The 17,959-nt window shown below is 69.6% G+C and carries 19 protein-coding genes and 2 pseudogenes; 14 read left to right on the forward strand and 7 right to left on the reverse strand.

The genetic code is table 11. The features are described 5' to 3' along the window. Positions 1-4: 4 nt before the first annotated feature. The 10 genes and pseudogenes from KSF81_RS27300 (at position 5) to KSF81_RS27350 (ending at position 11,706) form a co-directional block, all read left to right on the forward strand. Positions 5-2,758, forward strand: coding sequence for a DEAD/DEAH box helicase (locus KSF81_RS27300; RefSeq protein ID WP_217382020.1), 2,754 nt, complete (start codon positions 5-7; stop codon positions 2,756-2,758). 5 nt (positions 2,759-2,763) lie between these two features. Beyond that, positions 2,764-3,834 (forward strand): SWIM zinc finger family protein, encoded by a 1,071-nt coding sequence (locus tag KSF81_RS27305; RefSeq protein ID WP_217382021.1) that lies wholly within the window; start codon positions 2,764-2,766, stop codon positions 3,832-3,834. A gap of 106 nt (positions 3,835-3,940) precedes the next feature. Next, a complete protein-coding gene (locus KSF81_RS27310) occupies positions 3,941-4,816 on the forward strand; it encodes an IS5 family transposase (protein ID WP_217382022.1) in 876 nt (291 codons plus the stop codon). Positions 4,817-4,873: 57 nt separating this feature from the next. After that, positions 4,874-5,954: pseudogene (locus KSF81_RS30730) on the forward strand (ISKra4 family transposase); the annotation flags it as partial. A gap of 180 nt (positions 5,955-6,134) precedes the next feature. Then, entirely contained in the window at positions 6,135-7,154 is a 1,020-nt protein-coding gene (locus KSF81_RS27325) for an IS4 family transposase (protein ID WP_217382025.1), read from the forward strand. Between the two features lie 150 nt (positions 7,155-7,304). Continuing rightward, positions 7,305-8,349: pseudogene (locus tag KSF81_RS27330) on the forward strand (IS110 family transposase). 445 nt (positions 8,350-8,794) lie between these two features. Beyond that, on the forward strand, positions 8,795-9,193 hold the full coding sequence (tnpA, locus tag KSF81_RS31080) for an IS66-like element accessory protein TnpA (protein ID WP_217382026.1): 399 nt from the start codon (positions 8,795-8,797) through the stop codon (positions 9,191-9,193). After that, entirely contained in the window at positions 9,190-9,534 is a 345-nt protein-coding gene (gene tnpB / locus KSF81_RS27340) for an IS66 family insertion sequence element accessory protein TnpB (RefSeq protein ID WP_217382027.1), read from the forward strand. Before tnpA ends, tnpB begins: the two co-directional genes overlap by 4 nt. A gap of 58 nt (positions 9,535-9,592) precedes the next feature. Further along, complete coding sequence (gene tnpC / locus KSF81_RS27345) at positions 9,593-11,137, forward strand: IS66 family transposase (RefSeq protein ID WP_217382028.1); 1,545 nt, start codon at positions 9,593-9,595, stop codon at positions 11,135-11,137. Next, positions 11,134-11,706, forward strand: coding sequence for a YecA family protein (locus KSF81_RS27350; protein ID WP_217382029.1), 573 nt, complete (start codon positions 11,134-11,136; stop codon positions 11,704-11,706). Before tnpC ends, KSF81_RS27350 begins: the two co-directional genes overlap by 4 nt. Positions 11,707-11,985: 279 nt before the next feature. Here KSF81_RS27350 and KSF81_RS27355 read toward each other — a convergent pair whose 3' ends face one another. The 4 genes from KSF81_RS27355 to KSF81_RS27370 form a co-directional block, all read right to left on the reverse strand. Beyond that, positions 11,986-12,888: a DMT family transporter gene (locus KSF81_RS27355; RefSeq protein WP_217382030.1), complete on the reverse strand. Its 903-nt coding sequence runs from the start codon at positions 12,886-12,888 to the stop codon at positions 11,986-11,988. After that, positions 12,885-13,316, reverse strand: coding sequence for a secondary thiamine-phosphate synthase enzyme YjbQ (locus KSF81_RS27360; protein ID WP_217382031.1), 432 nt, complete (start codon positions 13,314-13,316; stop codon positions 12,885-12,887). The genes KSF81_RS27355 and KSF81_RS27360 overlap by 4 nt, the downstream gene beginning before the upstream one ends. A 90-nt stretch (positions 13,317-13,406) precedes the next feature. Beyond that, positions 13,407-13,889 (reverse strand): RES family NAD+ phosphorylase, encoded by a 483-nt coding sequence (locus KSF81_RS27365; RefSeq protein ID WP_217382032.1) that lies wholly within the window; start codon positions 13,887-13,889, stop codon positions 13,407-13,409. Between the two features lie 15 nt (positions 13,890-13,904). After that, positions 13,905-14,255 (reverse strand): antitoxin Xre/MbcA/ParS toxin-binding domain-containing protein, encoded by a 351-nt coding sequence (locus tag KSF81_RS27370; protein ID WP_309139782.1) that lies wholly within the window; start codon positions 14,253-14,255, stop codon positions 13,905-13,907. Between KSF81_RS27370 and KSF81_RS31715 the strand changes: the two genes are divergently transcribed. Beyond that, the gene (locus KSF81_RS31715) at positions 14,196-14,363 is read left to right on the forward strand and encodes a hypothetical protein (RefSeq protein ID WP_309139783.1); all 168 of its coding nucleotides are present in this window, start codon (positions 14,196-14,198) and stop codon (positions 14,361-14,363) included. The genes KSF81_RS27370 and KSF81_RS31715 overlap by 60 nt on opposite strands. A gap of 321 nt (positions 14,364-14,684) precedes the next feature. Here KSF81_RS31715 and KSF81_RS32570 read toward each other — a convergent pair whose 3' ends face one another. Both KSF81_RS32570 and KSF81_RS27380 read right to left on the reverse strand, forming a co-directional pair. After that, complete coding sequence (locus KSF81_RS32570; protein WP_217382137.1) at positions 14,685-15,065, reverse strand: hypothetical protein; 381 nt, start codon at positions 15,063-15,065, stop codon at positions 14,685-14,687. Positions 15,066-15,108: 43 nt separating this feature from the next. Then, positions 15,109-16,080 carry an IS5 family transposase gene (locus tag KSF81_RS27380; RefSeq protein ID WP_217382033.1) on the reverse strand — a complete coding sequence of 324 codons (972 nt, stop codon included), beginning with the start codon at positions 16,078-16,080 and terminating at the stop codon, positions 15,109-15,111. Positions 16,081-16,149: 69 nt separating this feature from the next. Between KSF81_RS27380 and KSF81_RS27385 the strand changes: the two genes are divergently transcribed. After that, a complete protein-coding gene (locus tag KSF81_RS27385; protein WP_217382034.1) occupies positions 16,150-16,476 on the forward strand; it encodes a hypothetical protein in 327 nt (108 codons plus the stop codon). Between the two features lie 2 nt (positions 16,477-16,478). Here KSF81_RS27385 and KSF81_RS27390 read toward each other — a convergent pair whose 3' ends face one another. Then, positions 16,479-16,679: a hypothetical protein gene (locus KSF81_RS27390; protein ID WP_217382035.1), complete on the reverse strand. Its 201-nt coding sequence runs from the start codon at positions 16,677-16,679 to the stop codon at positions 16,479-16,481. An 89-nt stretch (positions 16,680-16,768) separates the two neighbouring features. Here KSF81_RS27390 and KSF81_RS27395 point away from each other — a divergent pair, with 89 nt between their 5' ends. Together KSF81_RS27395 and KSF81_RS27400 are read left to right on the forward strand one after the other, a co-directional pair. Beyond that, positions 16,769-17,062 (forward strand): hypothetical protein, encoded by a 294-nt coding sequence (locus tag KSF81_RS27395; RefSeq protein ID WP_217382036.1) that lies wholly within the window; start codon positions 16,769-16,771, stop codon positions 17,060-17,062. A gap of 170 nt (positions 17,063-17,232) precedes the next feature. Next, entirely contained in the window at positions 17,233-17,907 is a 675-nt protein-coding gene (locus KSF81_RS27400; protein ID WP_217382037.1) for a hypothetical protein, read from the forward strand. The last annotated feature ends 52 nt before the right edge of the window (positions 17,908-17,959 follow it).

Raw genomic sequence — 17,959 nt, forward strand, 5'->3', positions numbered from 1 at the left:
TTGCATGGCCGCGGCCTTTCTGGTGACCGTTGCCGCCGACATGTCCCATCTCGGCCTGCGCCTCACCCCCCAGGGCCGCCTGGTCTGCGAGCCTGTCGCCGACGCGCCCGAACTGGACGAGGCCGTGGCCATGCGGCTGGGCGAGGCCTTCGCCCGCGGCAGCGGCGACGGGCTGCTGCGGCTTGGGGCTGGCGAGGCCGGCCAAGTGCTGCCGCCCGCCTTCGTTTGGTGGCGTGACTTCGCCGCGCGCTACGTGGCGACGCTCTGCACGCACACCGCCGGTGCCGAGGGTGGGTCGGCCGACGCGGTCGTGCCGACCGAGGTGCCGGCGCCTGACCGGGCGGAGCTCGATGCCCTGGTGCTGACCGCGCCGATGATGCCGGGGGCCGAGTACCTGACCGCCGAGGTGCTGCGTGAGCTCTGGGCCGCGCTGGCGAGGGCGCTCGCGGACGCCCTGGCCGCCTCCGGGGCCGGGCTGCAGGAACTGCTCAGGCAGCTGAACCCGGCCTGGAACCTGGTCGGTCGAGTGCACTTCAACCTCGCCGAGAACCGCCGCGATCCCGAGGCGCCCTTCGCCTTCCTGGCGACCTATGCCTCGCGGCTCTCCGCTCAGGCCAGGGTGCAGCACCTGCCGCTGGGCCAGGCGTTGCGCGAGTACGGCGGGGCCGCGAACCGCCCCAGGCTGCTCTCGCTCCTGCTGCCGGTGCAGCGCGCCGCCGAGAGCTGCGCCTGGCTGCGGCCGATGGTCGAGAGCGGCGAGATCTTCCACCCCCTGCGCTGGAGCCCGCAGGAGGCCGCGCGCCTGCTGGCCAGCGCGCCCGAGCTGGAGCGCGCCGGCGTGGTGCTGCGCATGCCGGCGGGGTGGCAGGCCGGCCGCCCGGCGCGGCCGCAGGTCACCGCCACGGTTGGCGACCGCGCGCCGTCGAAGCTGGGGCTGGACGGGCTGCTCGACTTCTCCCTGGCGGTGATGCTGGATGGCGAGGCGCTCAGCGAAGCCGAGATCGAGCGGCTACTCGCCGGCACCGACACGCTGGTGCTGCTGCGCGGCCGCTGGGTCGAGGTCGACCGCGAGCGGCTCGGCCGCGCCCTGGCGCAATCCCGAGCGGCGGAGGAGCTCGCGCGGAAGGAGGGGCTGCGCTTCGCAGAGGCGATGCGCTTGCTGGCCGGCGCCGGCCTCACCCGGGAGGTGGCCGACGCCGCCTCGGCGGCCGAATGGTCGCGGGTGACCGCCGGGCCCTGGCTGGCCGAGACGCTGCGCGCCTTGCGGGCGCCGAAGGCGGGCAGCATCGACCCCGGCGCGGCGCTGCGCGGCACGCTGCGGCCCTACCAGCAGGCCGGCCTGCAATGGCTGCATCTGCTGTCCGGCCTCGGCCTCGGGGCCTGCCTCGCCGACGACATGGGGCTCGGCAAGACGATCCAGGTGCTGGCGCTGCTGCTGGTGCAGCGGCAGCGCGCCCAAGGCACGAGGCTGGCGCCCTGCCTGCTGGTGGCCCCAGCCTCGCTACTGGCCAACTGGGCGGCGGAGATCGCGCGCTTCGCCCCTGATCTGCAGGCTCGGGTCGTGCACCCGTCGGTGATGCCGCCCGAGGAGATCAGGCGCTTCACGGCGGCCGAGGCGGCGGAGCTGGACCTGGTCATCACCAGCTACGGCACGCTGCTGCGCCTGCCCGCGCTCGCCGGGATCGGCTGGCGCCTGGCCATCCTTGACGAGGCGCAGGCGATCAAGAACCCGGCCGCCAAGCAGACCCGGGCAGCGAAGGCGCTGAAGGCCCAGGCACGGATCGCGCTGACCGGAACGCCGGTCGAGAACAGCCTCGGCGACCTGTGGTCGATCTTCGACTTCATCAACCCGGGCCTGCTCGGGACGGCGCGGCAGTTCGGCAGCTACACCAAGGGCTTGGCAGAGCGGGCGCACAATCCCTATGGCCCGCTGCGCGAGCTGACACGTCCCTACATCCTGCGGCGCATGAAGACCGACCGCTCGATCATCGCCGATCTGCCCGACAAGTCCGAGGTGACGGCGCACTGCCACCTGAGCCGGCGCCAGGCGGCCCTGTATGCGCGTGTGGTCGAGGATCTGGCGCGCGACCTGGCAGAGGGCGCCGACGGGATCCGGCGGCGGGGCGTCGTGCTGGCGACGCTGCTGCGCCTCAAGCAGATCTGCAACCACCCATCGCAGTGGCTGGACGACGACGGCTGGGCCGAGGCGGACAGCGGCAAGCTCGCCCGGCTGCGCGAGATCGCCGAGGTGGCGGCGGCGCGGCAGGAGAAGATGCTGGTCTTCACGCAGTTCCGCGAGGCGACGGCGCCGCTGGCGGCGTTCCTCGAGGGCATCTTCGGCCGGGCTGGTCTGGTACTGCACGGCGGAACCGCGGTGGGGCGGCGGCAGGCGCTGGTGCGGCGCTTCCAGGAGTCCGAGGCCTCGCCGTTCTTCGTGCTGTCGCTCAAGGCCGGCGGCTCCGGGCTGACGCTGACGGCGGCGTCGCATGTCGTGCACTTCGACCGCTGGTGGAACCCGGCGGTCGAGAATCAGGCCACCGACCGGGCCTACCGGATCGGCCAGCGGAAGAACGTCCTCGTGCACAAGTTCGTCTGCCGCGGCACCGTCGAGGAGCGGATTGCGGACCTGCTCGCATCGAAGCGGGAGCTGTCCGATATCGTACTGGCCGGCGGTGACGAGATCGATCTCACCGGAATGACCGACGCGGCGCTGCTGCGGCTGGTTGCCCTCGACCTGAACGCCGCAATGCGGGATTGACGCCGATGTCGCGCGACTACGAAGGAGAATGGCCCCCGTACGTCCCGGTCGCGGAACGCCGGCGCAAGGCCGCGCGGATCGCGGAACGGCTGCACCGGAAGGGGCAGGTGCTGGCGCCGGTGGCGATCTCCGGGCGCGCGATCGCCACCACCGCCTGGGGCAAGGCATGGTGTGACAACATGGAGTCCTACCGGGACTACGAGAGCCGCCTGCCACGCGGCCGCACCTACCTGCGCAATGGCTCGGTGCTCGACCTGCAGATCGCGCCGGGCGAAGTGACGGCCCTGGTCAACGGGTCCGAGCTGTACCGGATCACGGTGCGCATCGGGCGGCTCCCAGTGACGGCCTGGCGGCGGATCTGCGCCGACTGTGCAGGGCGCATCGACTCCCTTGTCGAGCTCCTGCAGGCACGGTTCTCCAAGGCGGTCATGGAGCGCCTCTGCCGCCAACAGGGCGGGCTGTTCCCGCGGCCGTCCGAGATTCGCTTCACCTGCAGCTGCCCGGACAACGCGTCGCTCTGCAAGCACGTGGCGGCGGTGCTGTACGGCGTCGGGGCGCGGCTGGACCACAAGCCGGAGCTGCTGTTCCGGCTGCGTGCCGTCGACGAGGCGGAGCTGGTGGCCGGCATCGGGACGGACCTGCCGATGGCGAAGGCGGTGCCTGCCGCCGGCAGGGTGCTGGAGGAAGACCAGGTCGCGGCGCTGTTCGGCCTGGACATCGACACGGCGGGCGCGCCCGGGGCCGTGCGGCAGCCCGGGAAGCCCGCGGCATCCCGCGTGCGCAGCCCGCCGGCCGTGCCGAAGGCCACACCGCGCGCCGCCAAGCCCGGCGAGGCAGGTGCCAAAAAGGTGGCCGGGAAGCAGACGCCGACGGCGCCACGGAAGGGCGCGACAAAGATCGGACCTGCCGCTGCTCCATCGACGGTCAAGCCAAGCGCCGCAAGATCGCCAAAGGCGGGAAGGCCGCGCGCCGTCGTGCACGGAGGCGGAACGCCCGTGGCAGCTTCGGACCAGCCCGCCGGCTCCCGGCGGCGTTCGATAGCGCCGCGTCCGGTATCGAAGTCGAAGCGGCCATGATCGATGAAAGAGGCCTGCCGGCAGCTTGGTGCACGGGTCGCTCAATCGGGCGCCTTTGAATAGGCTGGCATGGGGGCGAGCCCTCGAACAGTGAGGAAGGCCCGCCATGCCGTTCAAGACCAACGCCGATCGCCGGCACCATATCCCGCGACAGCGCCAGAAGGTGACCAACTGGGCTGAATACGAGGCCGGCCTGCGTGCCCGCGGCAGCCTCATCGTGTGGTTCTCGGAGGAGGCGATCCAGGGCTGGCGAGCCGAGGTGCGCACCGGCCGAGGCGGCCAGCCGAAGTACTCGAACCTGGCGATCGCCACCGCCCTGACGCTGCGCGCCACCATGAGCCGCCGGGCGGAGACGCTGGAGGTGCCGCGGCCGCGTTGCGGGCGCACCCCCGTGCACCTGCTGGTCGACAGCACGGGGCTACGGCTGTGCGGCCCTGGCGATTGGTTGGAGGAGAAGCACGGCACCCAGCGGCGCCGGTCGTGGAGGAAGCTCCACCTGGCCACGGATGCCGACACTGGTTACATTGTCGCGTCGGCGCTGACCGACAAGGATGCCGACGACGGCTCGCTGGTCGGCCCCCTGCTCGACCAGATTGATGGCCCGGTGGTGTCCTTCACCGCCGACGGCGCCTTCGACCGGGACGACGTCCACACCGAGGTCACGGCGCGGCATCCCGACGCAGTTGTCGTCATCCCGCCGCGCTCGAGCGCTGTGCCGAGCGCCACCGCCGAGATCGCGCCGACGCAGCGGGACGCGCATCTACAATGCATTGCCGAGCGCGGCCGGATGGGCTGGCAGAAGGCCTCCGGCTACAACTTCCGTGCTCTGGTGGAGTCCGACATCTCGAGATGGAAGCGCGTCATTGGTGACGGACTGCGCTCGCGCACTGACGGACGGCAGGAGACGGAAGTGGCCATAGCTACGAACGCGCTGAACCGTATGCTTGAGCTCGGGCGCCCGAAGTACATCCGGGTCGCATGATCCCGAATGCCGGTAGGGCCCACTGCGTTCATGCTGCCCACCGGTGCAACAAGGTGGGCGCAGGTGGACGAACACTGCCGCAGCCGGCGCCGCTGCGACCGGTGCGGGGCGCAGCGCCCGCTCAAAGACCGGCGGCCACGGCGATTGATCTCGCTGTTCGGGGTGGTGGAGGTGCGTGCCCCCCCGCTTCGGCCCGTGCCGGTGCGGTGTCGCCTGCCGGCGGGCGATCACGCCGGTGGCGGAGATCATGCCCGACCGTTGCACGCCGGAGTATGAGCGCGTCGTTGCCGCCATGGGTGCCGCGCTGCCCTACCGCCGAGCCCTGAAGCTGCTGGGCGAGTTTTTCCCGCTGGAGCATGCCCCCGCGGTCGAGACCACGCGGCAGCGAACCCTGCGGGTTGGTGCCCGGCTCGAGCGCGCGACACCCACGCTTCCTCAACCGCCCGCTGCGGTACCTGAGGCGAGTTCGATTGCGCTCGCCATTGACGGCGGCCACCTGCGGTCGGTGCGCCGCTACCAAGTGCGCTCCTTCGAGGTTTTTGTTGCCCAGATCAGCGGCGACGAGGGCAAGTCTGTCGTGTTCAGCAGCGTGCCGGCCGAGGCGGACCGGCAGCAACAACAGTTGCGGGGTGTGCTGCTCCGCCTCGGCGCGACGTCGCGAACGCCGGTGACCATCCTGAGTGATGGCGCCGATGGGTCGCGCTCGCTCGGTGAGGCGGCCTGCATCGGTCCGATCAACCATGTGCTCGACTGATTTCATCTTGCCATGCGCATCCAGCATGTGGCGCAGGCGGCCAAGGGCTGGTCGGCCGACACGCCGGAAGAGCGTGAGGACGGCGCACGGCTGGCCGACGCGGTCGAGCGCATCCGATGGCGTCTCTGGCACGGCCAGGTGCGGCGCGCTCTCGATCTCATCGGCGAGACACTGGCGTGGCTCGAGGGCATGCCCGACGCGGAACTGGCCGCCGCGGCGAAGGTGGCGGCATTGCTGCGCGGGCTCGAGACCTACGTCGCCGGGCAGGCCGGCCTGATCATCGACTACGCGACGGCACGGCGCAGCGACGAGCCGATCTCGACGGCGACCACGGAGAGCACGGTGCAGTGGCTGCTGCACCGTCGGATGGGCGCCAACCCTCAGGGTTCCCCTCATTCCGGTCTGACATTGGGCGACATGAACGAACCAGGCGGTTGGTGTCTGGTTGCTGGAAAGAATCGGGCGGAGCCGATGCTGGTTCTGTTCTGACGTCATCAGGCAGCGCGTTGCCTTCCGAGCTATGCTCTGATTCGACAGCGCCCCACTCTGCGGGATGGGGGCGCGATGCGGAGCAAGCAGATCTCCGTGGCGACGGTGGAGCAGTTCCTCGGAGGCGTGTTCGGCCAGGACCTGCATGCCAAGCGCGTGCAGTCCCTGGCGGGCGCCACGCTGGGGGTAATGCGGAGCTGCTCGCTGGCGGTGTCGCTGATCGGCCAGGGCTTGGCATTGGCGCGCGGCCTGAAGACCAAGCATGCCGTCAAGCAAGTCGACCGCCTGCTGTCCAACCCGGGCATCGACGTCGACGCCCTGCTGCCGCACTGGGTCCGCCATGTGATCGGCCAGCGTCCGGCGATCACCGTGGCGATGGACTGGACCGAGTTCGCCGCCGACGGCCAGGCCACGCTGATGCTCTCGCTGCTCTGCCGCCATGGTCGGGCCACACCGCTGTTCTGGTTGAGCGTCGAGACGGCGACCTTGAAGGACCGCCGCAACGGTTACGAGTACCAGGCGCTGGTCCGCCTGGCCGAGGCGCTGCCCGTCGGAATCAAGGTCTGCCTCGTTGCCGACCGCGGCTTTGGCGACCGCAAGCTCTACCGGCTGCTGACCGAAGAGCTGAAGTTCGACTTCGCCATCCGCTTCCGCGGCAACATCACGGTCACCGCCGCCGACGGCGAGGCCCGGCACGCTGCTGACTGGCTCGGCAAGGGCGGCCGCGCACGCATCCTGCGCGGTGCCACCGTCACCGCCGACGCCTACCCCGTCCCCGCCGTCCTCTGCGTGCAGGCCAAGGACATGAAGGAGCCCTGGTGCCTGGCCAGCAGCACCGACCTGCCACCCGCCGACCTCATCAAGCTCTACGCCCGGCGCTGGGGCATCGAGTGCGGGTTCAGAGATGCCAAGGATCCGCGCTTCGGCATGGGCATGGGCGAGATCCACCTCAGCTCCCCGGCCCGCCGCGACCGCCTCTGGCTGATCGCCGCCTTCAGCATCGCCCTGCTGACCCTGCTCGGCACCGCAGGCGAGGAACTCGGCTATGACGTACGCGCCGTGGCCGCCCCACCTAGCGAAACGCCTCGGCGATAGGGCCGTGTTGTCGGTCTCTGGCTGACGGAGGCGGACATGGAGGCGGAGACTGAGGCCACGAGTACTCATACGAGATGGGGTGGACGGCCCCCCACGGCATCGATGTGCCAGGATGCGGGTCGTGTGAACCTGCAGGAGGAGCCGCCCACTATGACGGTTACCATGATCGGCCTCGATACCGCCAAATCTGTCTTCCAAATCCATGGCGTGGACAAGGGGGGGCAAGGTGGAGCTCAAGCGTAAGCTGCAGCGGCGCGAGCTCGTCGCCTTTTTCGAGCAGCAGCCGCGCTGTACGGTAGTCATGGAGGCATGCGGCTCGGCCCATCACTGGGCTCGGGTTTTGGGCCAGCTCGGCTACGAGGTGAAGCTGATCGCCCCAGAAGCAGTCAGGCCCTTCGTCAAGCGGGGAAAGAAGAACGACGCTGCTGACGCTGCGGCGATCTGCACAGCCGCGATGCGGCCTGACGTCAAGTTCGTTGCCGTGAAAAGCGCGGAGCAGCAGGCTGTGCTCACCCTGCACTCGGCACGCACCCTGCTTGTCAAGCAGCAGACTATGCTGGCCAACGCCATGCGGGGTCTCGCTGCCGAGTTCGGACTTGTCCAGCCGAAGGGTAAGTGGAAGCTCGAGGAACTCGTGGCGTTGGTAGAGAACGATGAGGCCGTGCCGGGGTCAGCGCGGCGGGTGTTCGCCGGGCTGCTCGCGCAGTTTCGCGCGACGGCGGAGCGCATTGTGGAGCTGGAAGCGGAGATCGTCGCGGACGCACGAGAGAACGAAGTGGCTCGCCGCCTGGCCACGATCCCCGGGGTCGGACCGATCACCGCCTCGCTGATCACTGGGACGGTTGGCGAGGGTATCCAGAACTTCAGGGACGCACGACACTTCGCAGCCTGGCTCGGATTGGTGCCCCGCCAGTTCTCCACTGGTGGCAAGACCCGGCTCGGCCGGATCACGAAAGCGGGCAACCGGGAGATTCGGAGGCTGCTGGTGCTCGGCGCTACCTCGATGACGCACCGGGCAGGGGCGTGGAATAGCGCCGCAGGTGCCTGGGTGCGAGGACTGCTGGAGCGTCGTCCCGTGCGACTTGTGACGGTGGCTCTCGCCAACAAGATGGCGCGCATCGCCTGGGCGCTGATGGCGCGCAAAGAAGTCTACCGCCCGAGCGGGCGTTCTGCCCCGGCCTGTGCCGTAGGGTGAACTGTCCGACTGGGCGGGAGACATCCGGGCGGCTGGCCCGGTTATCCGGCAGGATTTGCTGAACAGCGTGATGGGAAGGGCTGTCGGTCGTACGACGGTTCAGGCAATACCGGTTACGCGAATGCGCCTTGAGCGCGCTTACGAGATTGGTGCCTGACACGCACGCGCACACCCATGATGGCCAGCGGCGCAGGCCGCACGACAGGCCGGACATAAGGGCGCTCCTGACCGGATCCCTCGCTATCACGCACGGCATCGACTGCCGACACCAGACTGCGGGAAGCGCGCAAAGCCGTGCGGGCGAAACTTGTGCCTGGCACATCGCCGCGCGATCGGCAACGCTGTCGTACGCGCAAGGGAATCGAACCGGAACAGGGCTGCACAACACCATTGCGGGCCCCGGGCCGTCCACATAAGTGCGCGTAAGAGTACTCGCAGCGAGGTGGTGGAGGTTGTGACCCGCGGCGAGCGGCGCCGGATATGGTCGGATGCGCAGAAACACCTCGTTGTGCTGGAGGCGATGCAGCCCGGGGCACTGGTCACTGAGGTGGCCCGACGCTGGGGCATCGGCACGGGGCTGATCTACACCTGGCGCAGGCAGATGCGGCAGGGCGAGCTCGGCGCCATGCCGGTGCCTGCCTTCGCGGAGCTGACGGTGACGCCACCACCGGCGATGGCTGAGCCGGAGCCGGTTGCGGCACCGCCAGAGGTGCCGGCCAAGGCGGGCGCCCACGACCCTGGGCGGATCGAAGTCGCCCTGCCCTGCGGCGCGACGGTGCGGGCCGGGCGGGACGTGAACGAGGCCGCGCTGCGGCGCGTGCTGGCGGCAGTGAGGGCGCGATGATCGGGCCACCTCCTGGCACGCGCGTCTACCTGGCCTGCGGCGTGACCGACATGAGGGCGGGAATGGATCGCCTATCCGCGCTCGTGCAGCAGTCGCTCGGTGCCAATCCGTTCGACGGCGCGGTCTATCTTTTCAGAGGCCGCCGAGCTCGGCTGCTCAAGGCGCTCTGGCATGACGGGGTCGCGCTCAGTCTGCTGGTGCGCCGGCTCGAGCACGGCGCGTTTGCCTGGCCGATGACACCGACCGGGTCTGTCACGCTCTCCCCGGCGCAGGCTTCTTTGCTGCTCGAAGGCCTGGAGTGGCGGACGGCGCAGCGGGAGTGGCGACCAACAGCAGCGTGATCGCGCGCGGCGCTGCTTTCGCTTGGCTCGGCGCGGGCACATCGGCGACGATTCCGGCGTGCCCGATGATCATGCCAGCAGCACCGGCGATGCAGCGGAGAAGGTCGCGCAGCTGCGCGCCGCGCTCGCCGCGGCCGAGGCGCGCATCGCAGCACTGGAGCAGATCATCCAAGACCTGCGCCGGACCCGCTTCGGTCAGAGCGCAGAGCGCGTCGACCCCGGCCAGCTGGCCCTGGCGCTCAGCGGGGCGCCGGCGCCACCGCCGGCGAGCAACGACAACCCAGCCCCGCGCGGCCGCAAGCCGCATGCCGAGCGGCGCCGCAACCGCGGCCGCCTGCCGGCGCACCTCGAGCGGATCGAGCAGGTGCTGGAGCTTGCCGACCGCCGCTGCCCGTGCTGCCGCGAGGAGATGCGGCGGATCGGCGCCGACACGGCCGAGCGGCTCGACGTCGTGCCCGCCCAGCTCCGGGTGCTGGTGACCGTCCGGCCCCGCTATGCCTGCCGGCGGTGTGAGGAGGCCGGCGTGCACCAGCAGCCGGCGCCGGCGCGCATCGTCACCGGCGGCCTGCCCACCGAGGCACTGCTGGTCCAGGTGCTGATGGCCAAGTACGGCGACGGCATCCCGCTCCACCGGCAGTGCCAGATCCTCGCCCGGCAGGGCATCCAGCTCGACCGCGCCACCCTGTGCGACTGGGTCGGCCAGGCCTGCTGGTGGCTGCGGCCGCTGCGGGACCTCATCCTCGCCCATGTAGTCGGGCATGCCAGGGTGTTCGCCGACGACACGCCGCTGCCCACCCTGGAGCGCGGCCTCGGCCGGACGCGGGTGGGCCGGCTCTGGTGCTACGCGGCCGACGACCGTGCCTCGTGCGGGCAAGGACCGCCGGCGGTGGCCTATGTCTACGCCCGCGACCGCAAGGCGGCCCGGCCGGCCGCCCACCTGGCCCGGTTCCGCGGCACCCTGCAGGTGGACGGCTACCGCGGCTTCCGCACGCTCACCGCCGGGCGCCGCGACGATGCGGTCACGCTCGCCTTCTGCTGGAGCCATTTCCGTCGACGCTTCCACAAGATCCACGCCCACAATGGCTCGCCGCTCGCCGCCGAGGCCCTGCTGCGCATTGGCGCGCTGTACGGCATCGAGCGCGAGATCCGGGGCCAGCCGCCCGAGGTGCGGCGAGCGGAGCGCCAGGCCCGCAGCGCGCCGCTGGTCCAGGCGCTCCGCCCCTGGCTGGAGGCGCAGCTGGACCTGGTCAGCCAAGGCTCGGCCCTGGCCGGCGCGATCCGCTACGGGCTGCGGCACTGGGACGGGCTGTGCCGCTACCTCGAGGATGGCACCCTGGAGATGGACACGAACAGTATCGAGCGGGAGATCCGGCCGGTGGCCAAGACGCGCCGCGCGGCACTCTTCGCCGGCAGCGAGGGAGGGGGTGACAACTGGGCCATCGCCACCACCCTGGTCCGCACCGCCATCCTGAACGGCGTCAACCCGCAGGCCTGGCTCACCGACGTACTGGAGCGCATGGTCCGTGGCGAGGTCAGCAGCAAGGCATTGCACACCCTGCTGCCCTGGACCTGGCGCGAGGCCCAGCACGCCGCCGCGGCATGAGCCGGCGCCGCGGCCGCGTCCCGGCCCTCTCGCTCGATGACCTCGACACCTGGCTCGCGGGCCAGCCCGACATCGCCCAGCGCAACTGGACCGTGACCTCCATCGACGGCTTCTGCGCCGCGCTCCTGGCCGGCCCGGAGCACATCGAGACCGCGGCCTGGCTGCGGGTGATCTTCGGCCCCAGCCTGCCCACCACCCCGACGGGCCTCGGCGCCGTCCAGGCCGTGCTCGAGCACCACGACGCGGTACGCCGCATGCTCGCACTCGATGGCGGCCGGCGCTGGCAGCCGCTCTACCTCCGCACCACCAACGGCACCGTCATCGCCCAACCCTGGGCCGCCGGCTTCATGTTCGCGGTCAAGCGCTGGCCGGACGCCTGGCGGCCCATGCTCGAGCGCGACGACCATGTCGGGCTCATGCTGCCCATCATCACCTGCGACGCCACCGAGCAGGTCGAGCAAATGCTCCGCGGCCAACCAGACAAGCTGGCGCACGCCGCCCAGGCCTACCACCACATCCCAGAGGCCGTCCGCGCCATCCGCGCCTACTGGCGCCAGCACACCTCGTAGCCGCCCGCCGCACCCGGATCCGCCCCACCCGCGTCAAGCATTGAATGCCGTGGGGTCGTCATGACGCGTACGGAACTTCAAGGCAGAACGTCAACCCGCCGCAATGGGCTGACGCTGACGCAGATACAGCTCATTCCGATGCCAGGTGTCGCCCGGCCTTGACCGCCGCCGGCGCAGCTTACGGGCTTGACGTTTGATACCCGTTGAAGCCCTGAGTCGCTGGCCAGATCCGCGATCCTGACGGGACTCTTCCGCCTGGCGAGTACCACTGGCACCGTCTCAGCCGGTCTGCCGGCGCGTTTCCTCTGCCGCTGGCGGCTCCGCCGGCCGCTGGACCACAAGAGCGATTGCGCCCAGCACACAGATCAGGGCCGCCACGTCGAAGGAGCCGATCTGGCGCTGTACGAGCAACGCGCTGCTGGCAACACCAAGGCAGGGCACCACCAGCAGGGAGAGGCTGGCGACGCTGGCCTTCAGCCGCCCCAGCACGGGGAACCACGCGGCGTAGGCGAGGGCATTGGCGAAGACAACCATGTAGAACAGGCCGAACAGTCCGCGCCCCGCGTCCGGGTGCAGGTAGGTATAGTCGTACAGCAGCAGCCACACCGCAAAGGCCGGCGGCGTTCCCAGCAGCAGTTGCCAAGCCGTGATCAGCAGCACGGGGCTGCGGAAGCGCAACTTCTTACTGAGCACCGTGCCGGCGCCGAAGGTGGCGCCCGCAGCCAGGCCCAGCGTCACGCCGAGGCCGCTCGGGCCCTCGGCCCCCGCGGTACCGGCCAGCACCAGCAGCACGGCAGCGAGCCCAAGGCCGAGTGCCATCAGGGTGCGGCGGTCCAGCCGCTCGCCCAGCACCGGCACCGCGAGCAGCGAAGCCCAGAGCGGCATGGTGTAGTTCAGGATGGCCGTCTGCCCCGGCCCGACCAGCATGACGCCGGCGATCAGCGCGAAGGGGAAGACTACCATGATCAGCAGGCTGAGCGCGAGCACGCCACACCACTCTTCGCGGTGGGGCAGGATGTGCCGGCCCGGGGCCCGCAGGCAGAGCAGCAGCAGGAGCGCTCCGGCACCGACATTGGCCAGCAAGCGGGCAGTGATCAGGTCCACCGCTTCCAGCGTCCAGGCCATAAAAGGGTAGCTGAGGCCCCAGCAGAGCCAGACGATGAGCAGCAGCAGCCAGGTCACGCAGCACCTTCGCCCAGCAGATGCAGCACGAGTTCGTGCCGGTGCGGGCTAGTTCGGTGCTCATAGAGGTAGATGCCCTGCCAGGTCCCGAGCACCGGTCTGCCTTCGGCGAGCGGGATTGAGAGCTGGGTCTGGGTCAGCGCGGCGCGGATATGGGCCGGCATATCGTCCGGCCCCTCGTCCTCGTGCCGGTATCGGCCGTTGCCGCCATCGGGCACGAGGTGCCGGAGAAAGGCTTCCAAGTCAGCCTGGACGTCTGGGGAGGCGCTCTCCTGAACCAGCAGGGAGGCCGAGGTGTGCCGACACCAGATGGTCAGCAGGCCAGTGGCGATCCCCTGGGCGCTTGACCAGTCGCAAACCTGATCGGTGATTGCCACAAGGCCTCGCCCGCGTGTCATGACCTCGATTCGGTGCAATCGCTGTTCCAAGCCCCATCCTCCCTGGCCAGCCGATTCACCCTAGACGAAACTTACCGTCCAACTCGAGACGTCACGTTTGGCGTGAGCTCTGACAAAACCTCAGCGACCGCCAAACAGGCGTGCGTCCCAGATCATCGGGCGGGGCTGGGATGTGCGCAACTCGCTGAAGGCCGGGTGCATCTGATTGATGAGCACATTGCGGTCGTAGCCCATTGCCGGCAGGGACGGGACGATAAGCACGGCGGTCCGGCCAGAGTCGTACCACGGATCGCCGTAGGCTTGGCTGGCGCCGTATCCGGGCGCGTCCCAGCCGGGTACATCCTCGGGCCCGACTTGCTCTATCGGGACGTGTCCGGGGATGAGGATCTCGGCGAACTGCTGGCCTGAGGGGACGCTGCCGATGCGGGTGCGGACGAGCTTCTCCAGCAGCGCCACCGAGAAGCCCAGACCAGCGTAGATCACCCGCCGGCCGCGACTGTTCCAGCGCCCTCCTGTCCGGAAGGCGCCTGTGCCATCGAGAAGCGGAAAGCGGTCGTCCGCGATGCGGAAGGCGAGCAGAGGGCCTGAGGGACGAGACGGCATGCGCGGCAGCGATGCCTATGCCGGGAGTCCGTAGAGGATGCCGTCGAGGATGGCCTCCACTTGGCGGGCGCCGAATTCGTCCACTGAAACCTCGATCGGCGTGCGGTCGCCCAGCTCGGGGTGCGGCGTGGTCAGGAATGCGCGGGCCTTGGTCGGGTCGCGCCACACATGCTCGGCATGAGCGATAATGTGTGCGAGGCGGGCAGTGCGCTCGCTTTCCGAAGGCGACAGGCGACCAACCTTGGCTCGGCGCTTCAAGGAGCCCTCCGGCACCACGCGGAGCATTAGGGACCGGCGATCGGCTGGGTGGTCGTGGACGTGGGCTGCTACCTCCTCAAGGGCCTCCACCGGCAGACCGGCCTCGATGTCGTGGCGAAGATCGGCAAGGCTTCCCGGCGGGTGTCCCAGGACAGCCCCGCCACCCAGGACCCGCGCAATTTCTTGAACTTCCATGGCAGCCTCCATCTCAATTGATCCAACATATAGGGATCATTTGATCCAGAGCAAGGCGAGCGTATTGCCGAGGCGGAATGCTACTGGGTCAGCCCGAAGCCCAGCCCGTGTGGGACCGCGGTAGGAGCGTGGGGAGCAGGCACCCGGAGCGCGGGATCCTGGCAGCGGATGCGCTGCCCCTCCGTGCCAATGACGATGAGACAAAGATCTCCCGGGATCTTAGACTTGAGGGCGCGGAAGGATCACCTCGCTGGTGCCCATGCTCCCCACCCTGGATGATGTCGCGGCGGGTGCCGTAACCGACCAAGGCCGCAGGCCGACGGGACTGCCGCAAAGTTGAGGTCAGGCTGCGACGGTCACTCGCGGGAGCATGTCGTTGGCGGCGTGGAAGCGATGTCCGAGGCCGGTGCCGAGCGTGCCATTGTAGACGGCGCAGCGGACCTGGAGCAGCAGGTCGGCGCCGCGCCGCGACCAACGCATCTGCTGCGACTTGGCCATCCGGCGGTTAACCAGGAAGTTGGCCGTGCCCTCGGTCAGCGCCTCGACGATCACCGCCTTCGCGGCCGCGCGCTCCGGGCCGTCGGGTGGCAGACCTCCGGCAATCTGGGTCAGGTGCTGCAGCCGCATGCCGAGGTGAAACCAATCGAGAATCGGCAGCCCATCGACGCCAGCCCTGAGGAGGATGCGCCGCAGCCCGGGGCAGCCGTCGGGGCGCTGGTGCATGGATGCGTGTGAACAGACGGTACTGGCCCCGTCCCCCGCGGGATTACACGGCGCGAATGGAAACGGGCTTCGCAACCCGGATCATGCGGTTGAGCACCTCGGCGGCAACGGCGACTTCACCTTGCTGGGCCGGCAAGATGCGGGCGCGCAGCTTCGGTCCGATGATCGCCTTGTATCTGCCGACCGCGGTCTCCGCGAGGCTGCGCCGGCCGTAGCCGGTCGCTTTCTGCCAAGCCATGCGGCCCTTCTCGGCGATGAGCCGGATGTGGCGATCGCGTTGGCTCTGCGCCTCGGGGTCCTCCGTGCCCGGCACGGCCGACGCACGTGGCGGGATGACGACCTCGGGCATCGGATCGGGCTGGTGGTTCGCAATTGCCTGGTACACCGGCTCGCCGTCGTACGCGCCGTCCGCCGTCACCGATGCGATTTCGCTCTCGGTCCCCTCGAGCAGCGCCGGCACCTGACTGGCATCATCGGCGGCGTTGTCGGTCAGCAGGCAGGCGACGATCTCGCCGGTGCCGGCGTCCAGGGCAAGATGCAGCTTGCGCCAGGACCGGCGCGTCCGGCCGTGCTTCTCCTCATCCCACTCGCCCTGGCCGAACAACTTCAGGCCGGTGCTGTCGATCACCAGGTGCAGCGGGCCGTCCGGGACGACCTTCGGCTGCCGCCCGGCGAAGCTGCGGCTACGCCGGCTCAAGGTCGTGTGGTCCGGGACGCGCAGCGCCTGCCCAAGCAGCCGCAGCACGCTCATGGTGAAGCCCTCAGCCTGGCGCAGGGCAAGGTGGAAGACGAGCCGCAGCATGAGCACCAACTCGATCGCCGCGTCCGAGTACCAGGCCTGGCCGCCCGGCGTGGTCCGCCGTGGCGCTTGCCACCCGGTCATGGCATCCTCATCGAGCCAGAGCGTCAGGTCACCACGCCGCCGTAGCCCGGCCTCGTAGGCTGGCCAGTTCTGGACCCGGTAGCGGCCCCTTGGGATGCGGTAGCGGCGGGCGGCGTTGTGCTTGAAGGGCATACCCGAGAGCGTAACCGCTCGGCTGCCGCTGGACCACCCGACCCGGCTCCCTGCACCAACGCCGAGCTGGTGGGCACCCGGCGGCGGCGCTCGAGCACCGCGGCCGAGCGGGCCTACACCGTGGTTGATAATGCCAACATCCACAGCGGCATGGACATGCTGCTGTTTACTCCGACCCACCCGCACTGGGAGTTCGTGTTCCAGCCGGATTACGCGGCCGACCTCAACCTCATCAAGCCGTGGAGGAAGGTGCTGCGCTCGCTGGCCCTCAAGGGGCGGTGGTTCGAGGCCTGGGCCGAGATCGAGCAGGCCGTCGAGCGCGCCACCGCACGCCGCGCCGTCTCGGCGTCGTGGCTCCACCAAATGTCGTGCTCATTTAGCGGATGCGCCATTTAGATTTACGACGAGGCTGGCCGCGGCGCAGTGCCGTCATCCCTCGACTCCGGCAGGTAGCCACGCGCACGAAGATGCTGGTCGAGAAGGTGCTCGATCAGCGAAGTCAAGGATCTGCGGTCATCGGCGGCTGCGCGCTCGGCGGCGGCCTTCAGACTTGGCTGGAGCCTGAGATTGACCTGGGCCGTCTTGCCCTCACGGGTCACGTAAAGAATTCCTCTATACAAACGCTACGCATTTCGCCATCATAGGACATCGACGGGTGATTCCGATGGTACTGGAGGCGGAGCCGACCATGCGCGAATTCCTTCTGGCGCCAGTTTGGGGCGCGCTCGGCTTTTTGGCGTTCTTCCTGTGCGCCGTCATCGGCCTTGCCTATGCCGCGCTCGCGCTCGCCGCCGGGCTCTGCATGGGCCTTGCCCTGCTTTGCTTCGGATTCTGGCTTTTGACCCAGCATCCGGCCAGCCTGGACGCAACGTTTGGCTTCCTGCTGTGGGGCGTCGTGCCGGCGGCACTGATGGCACTGATCGGCCACGCCGCAGGCCGTGCCGCGGGGCTAAGGGAGCCCCGGCGTCATCGCGCAGGCTGACGTTCCCGCCACAATCGTTGGAAGGCCCCCCGGCGTGCCGATGGGGACAGGTGATGATGCGGTGAGGAGTGTGCGGCCGGCGCTCAGCGCCCTCCGCCCGCCGTGTGGGGAGGCACCTGGTGCCCTCCCCGCACGGCGCGGCGGAGGACGCATGAGGAGGTTCCCAACCAATGTCTAAGTCCGAAGCCGCCCGTCCTTCTGGTCCTGGCACCGACCGGAATGGCGAGAACCAGAGACGCCCGGCCGAGCCGGGTGCAGTCGACGAGATGCTGGCCGTCCTAATAGCCAGCGGGCTCGTTGTGCCCGACGGAGGTCCGGTCGACCGACCACCAACGACCGTTGCGGCCGCAGAGAATTACCAAGAGGCCCTTCGCCGCGAGGCCCGGCTCCGCGAGGATCTTGCCGCTGCCCGCCGAGACATAGCCGGCATGCTGCCGGCCTATTCCCCGGCCGTTGCATCGGTGGTCGATGCCGTCGCGGAGAGACTGCCGGCGCTGGCCGCAATGGCCGCTGGGTGGCAGCTGAGTACGCTTGTGATGGCGCGCCTGAAGCGTGGAGAGCCCGTCGCGCAGGTTGATGTCGACGCCATCATAAACATGATCAGGCGGGACGTCGCAGCGGACCCCGGACCGATTTTGCGGGACCGAGGCAGCCGTTGGGTAGACGAAGTGGCAAGGGTAGCGGACGCGAGGCGGCGTCGTTCACGCGGACGACTTCTGACGTTTGCCCTCGCCACGCTCCTTGTATGTCTTGGGGCTGCTGCGTTCTGGCTCGGCCAGATGGCGGCGGGCCAGGGTCACACGCCCGTGCTCGGCTTCCTGGAGGGACACATAGAGCCACGCTGAAGCGCCGCAGGCAAAACTGGAGGGATGCGGTCGGGAGAAGGCCTGAAGGCAT

The sequence above is a fragment of the Siccirubricoccus sp. G192 genome (assembly GCF_019084075.1).
Lineage (GTDB): Bacteria > Pseudomonadota > Alphaproteobacteria > Acetobacterales > Acetobacteraceae > G192.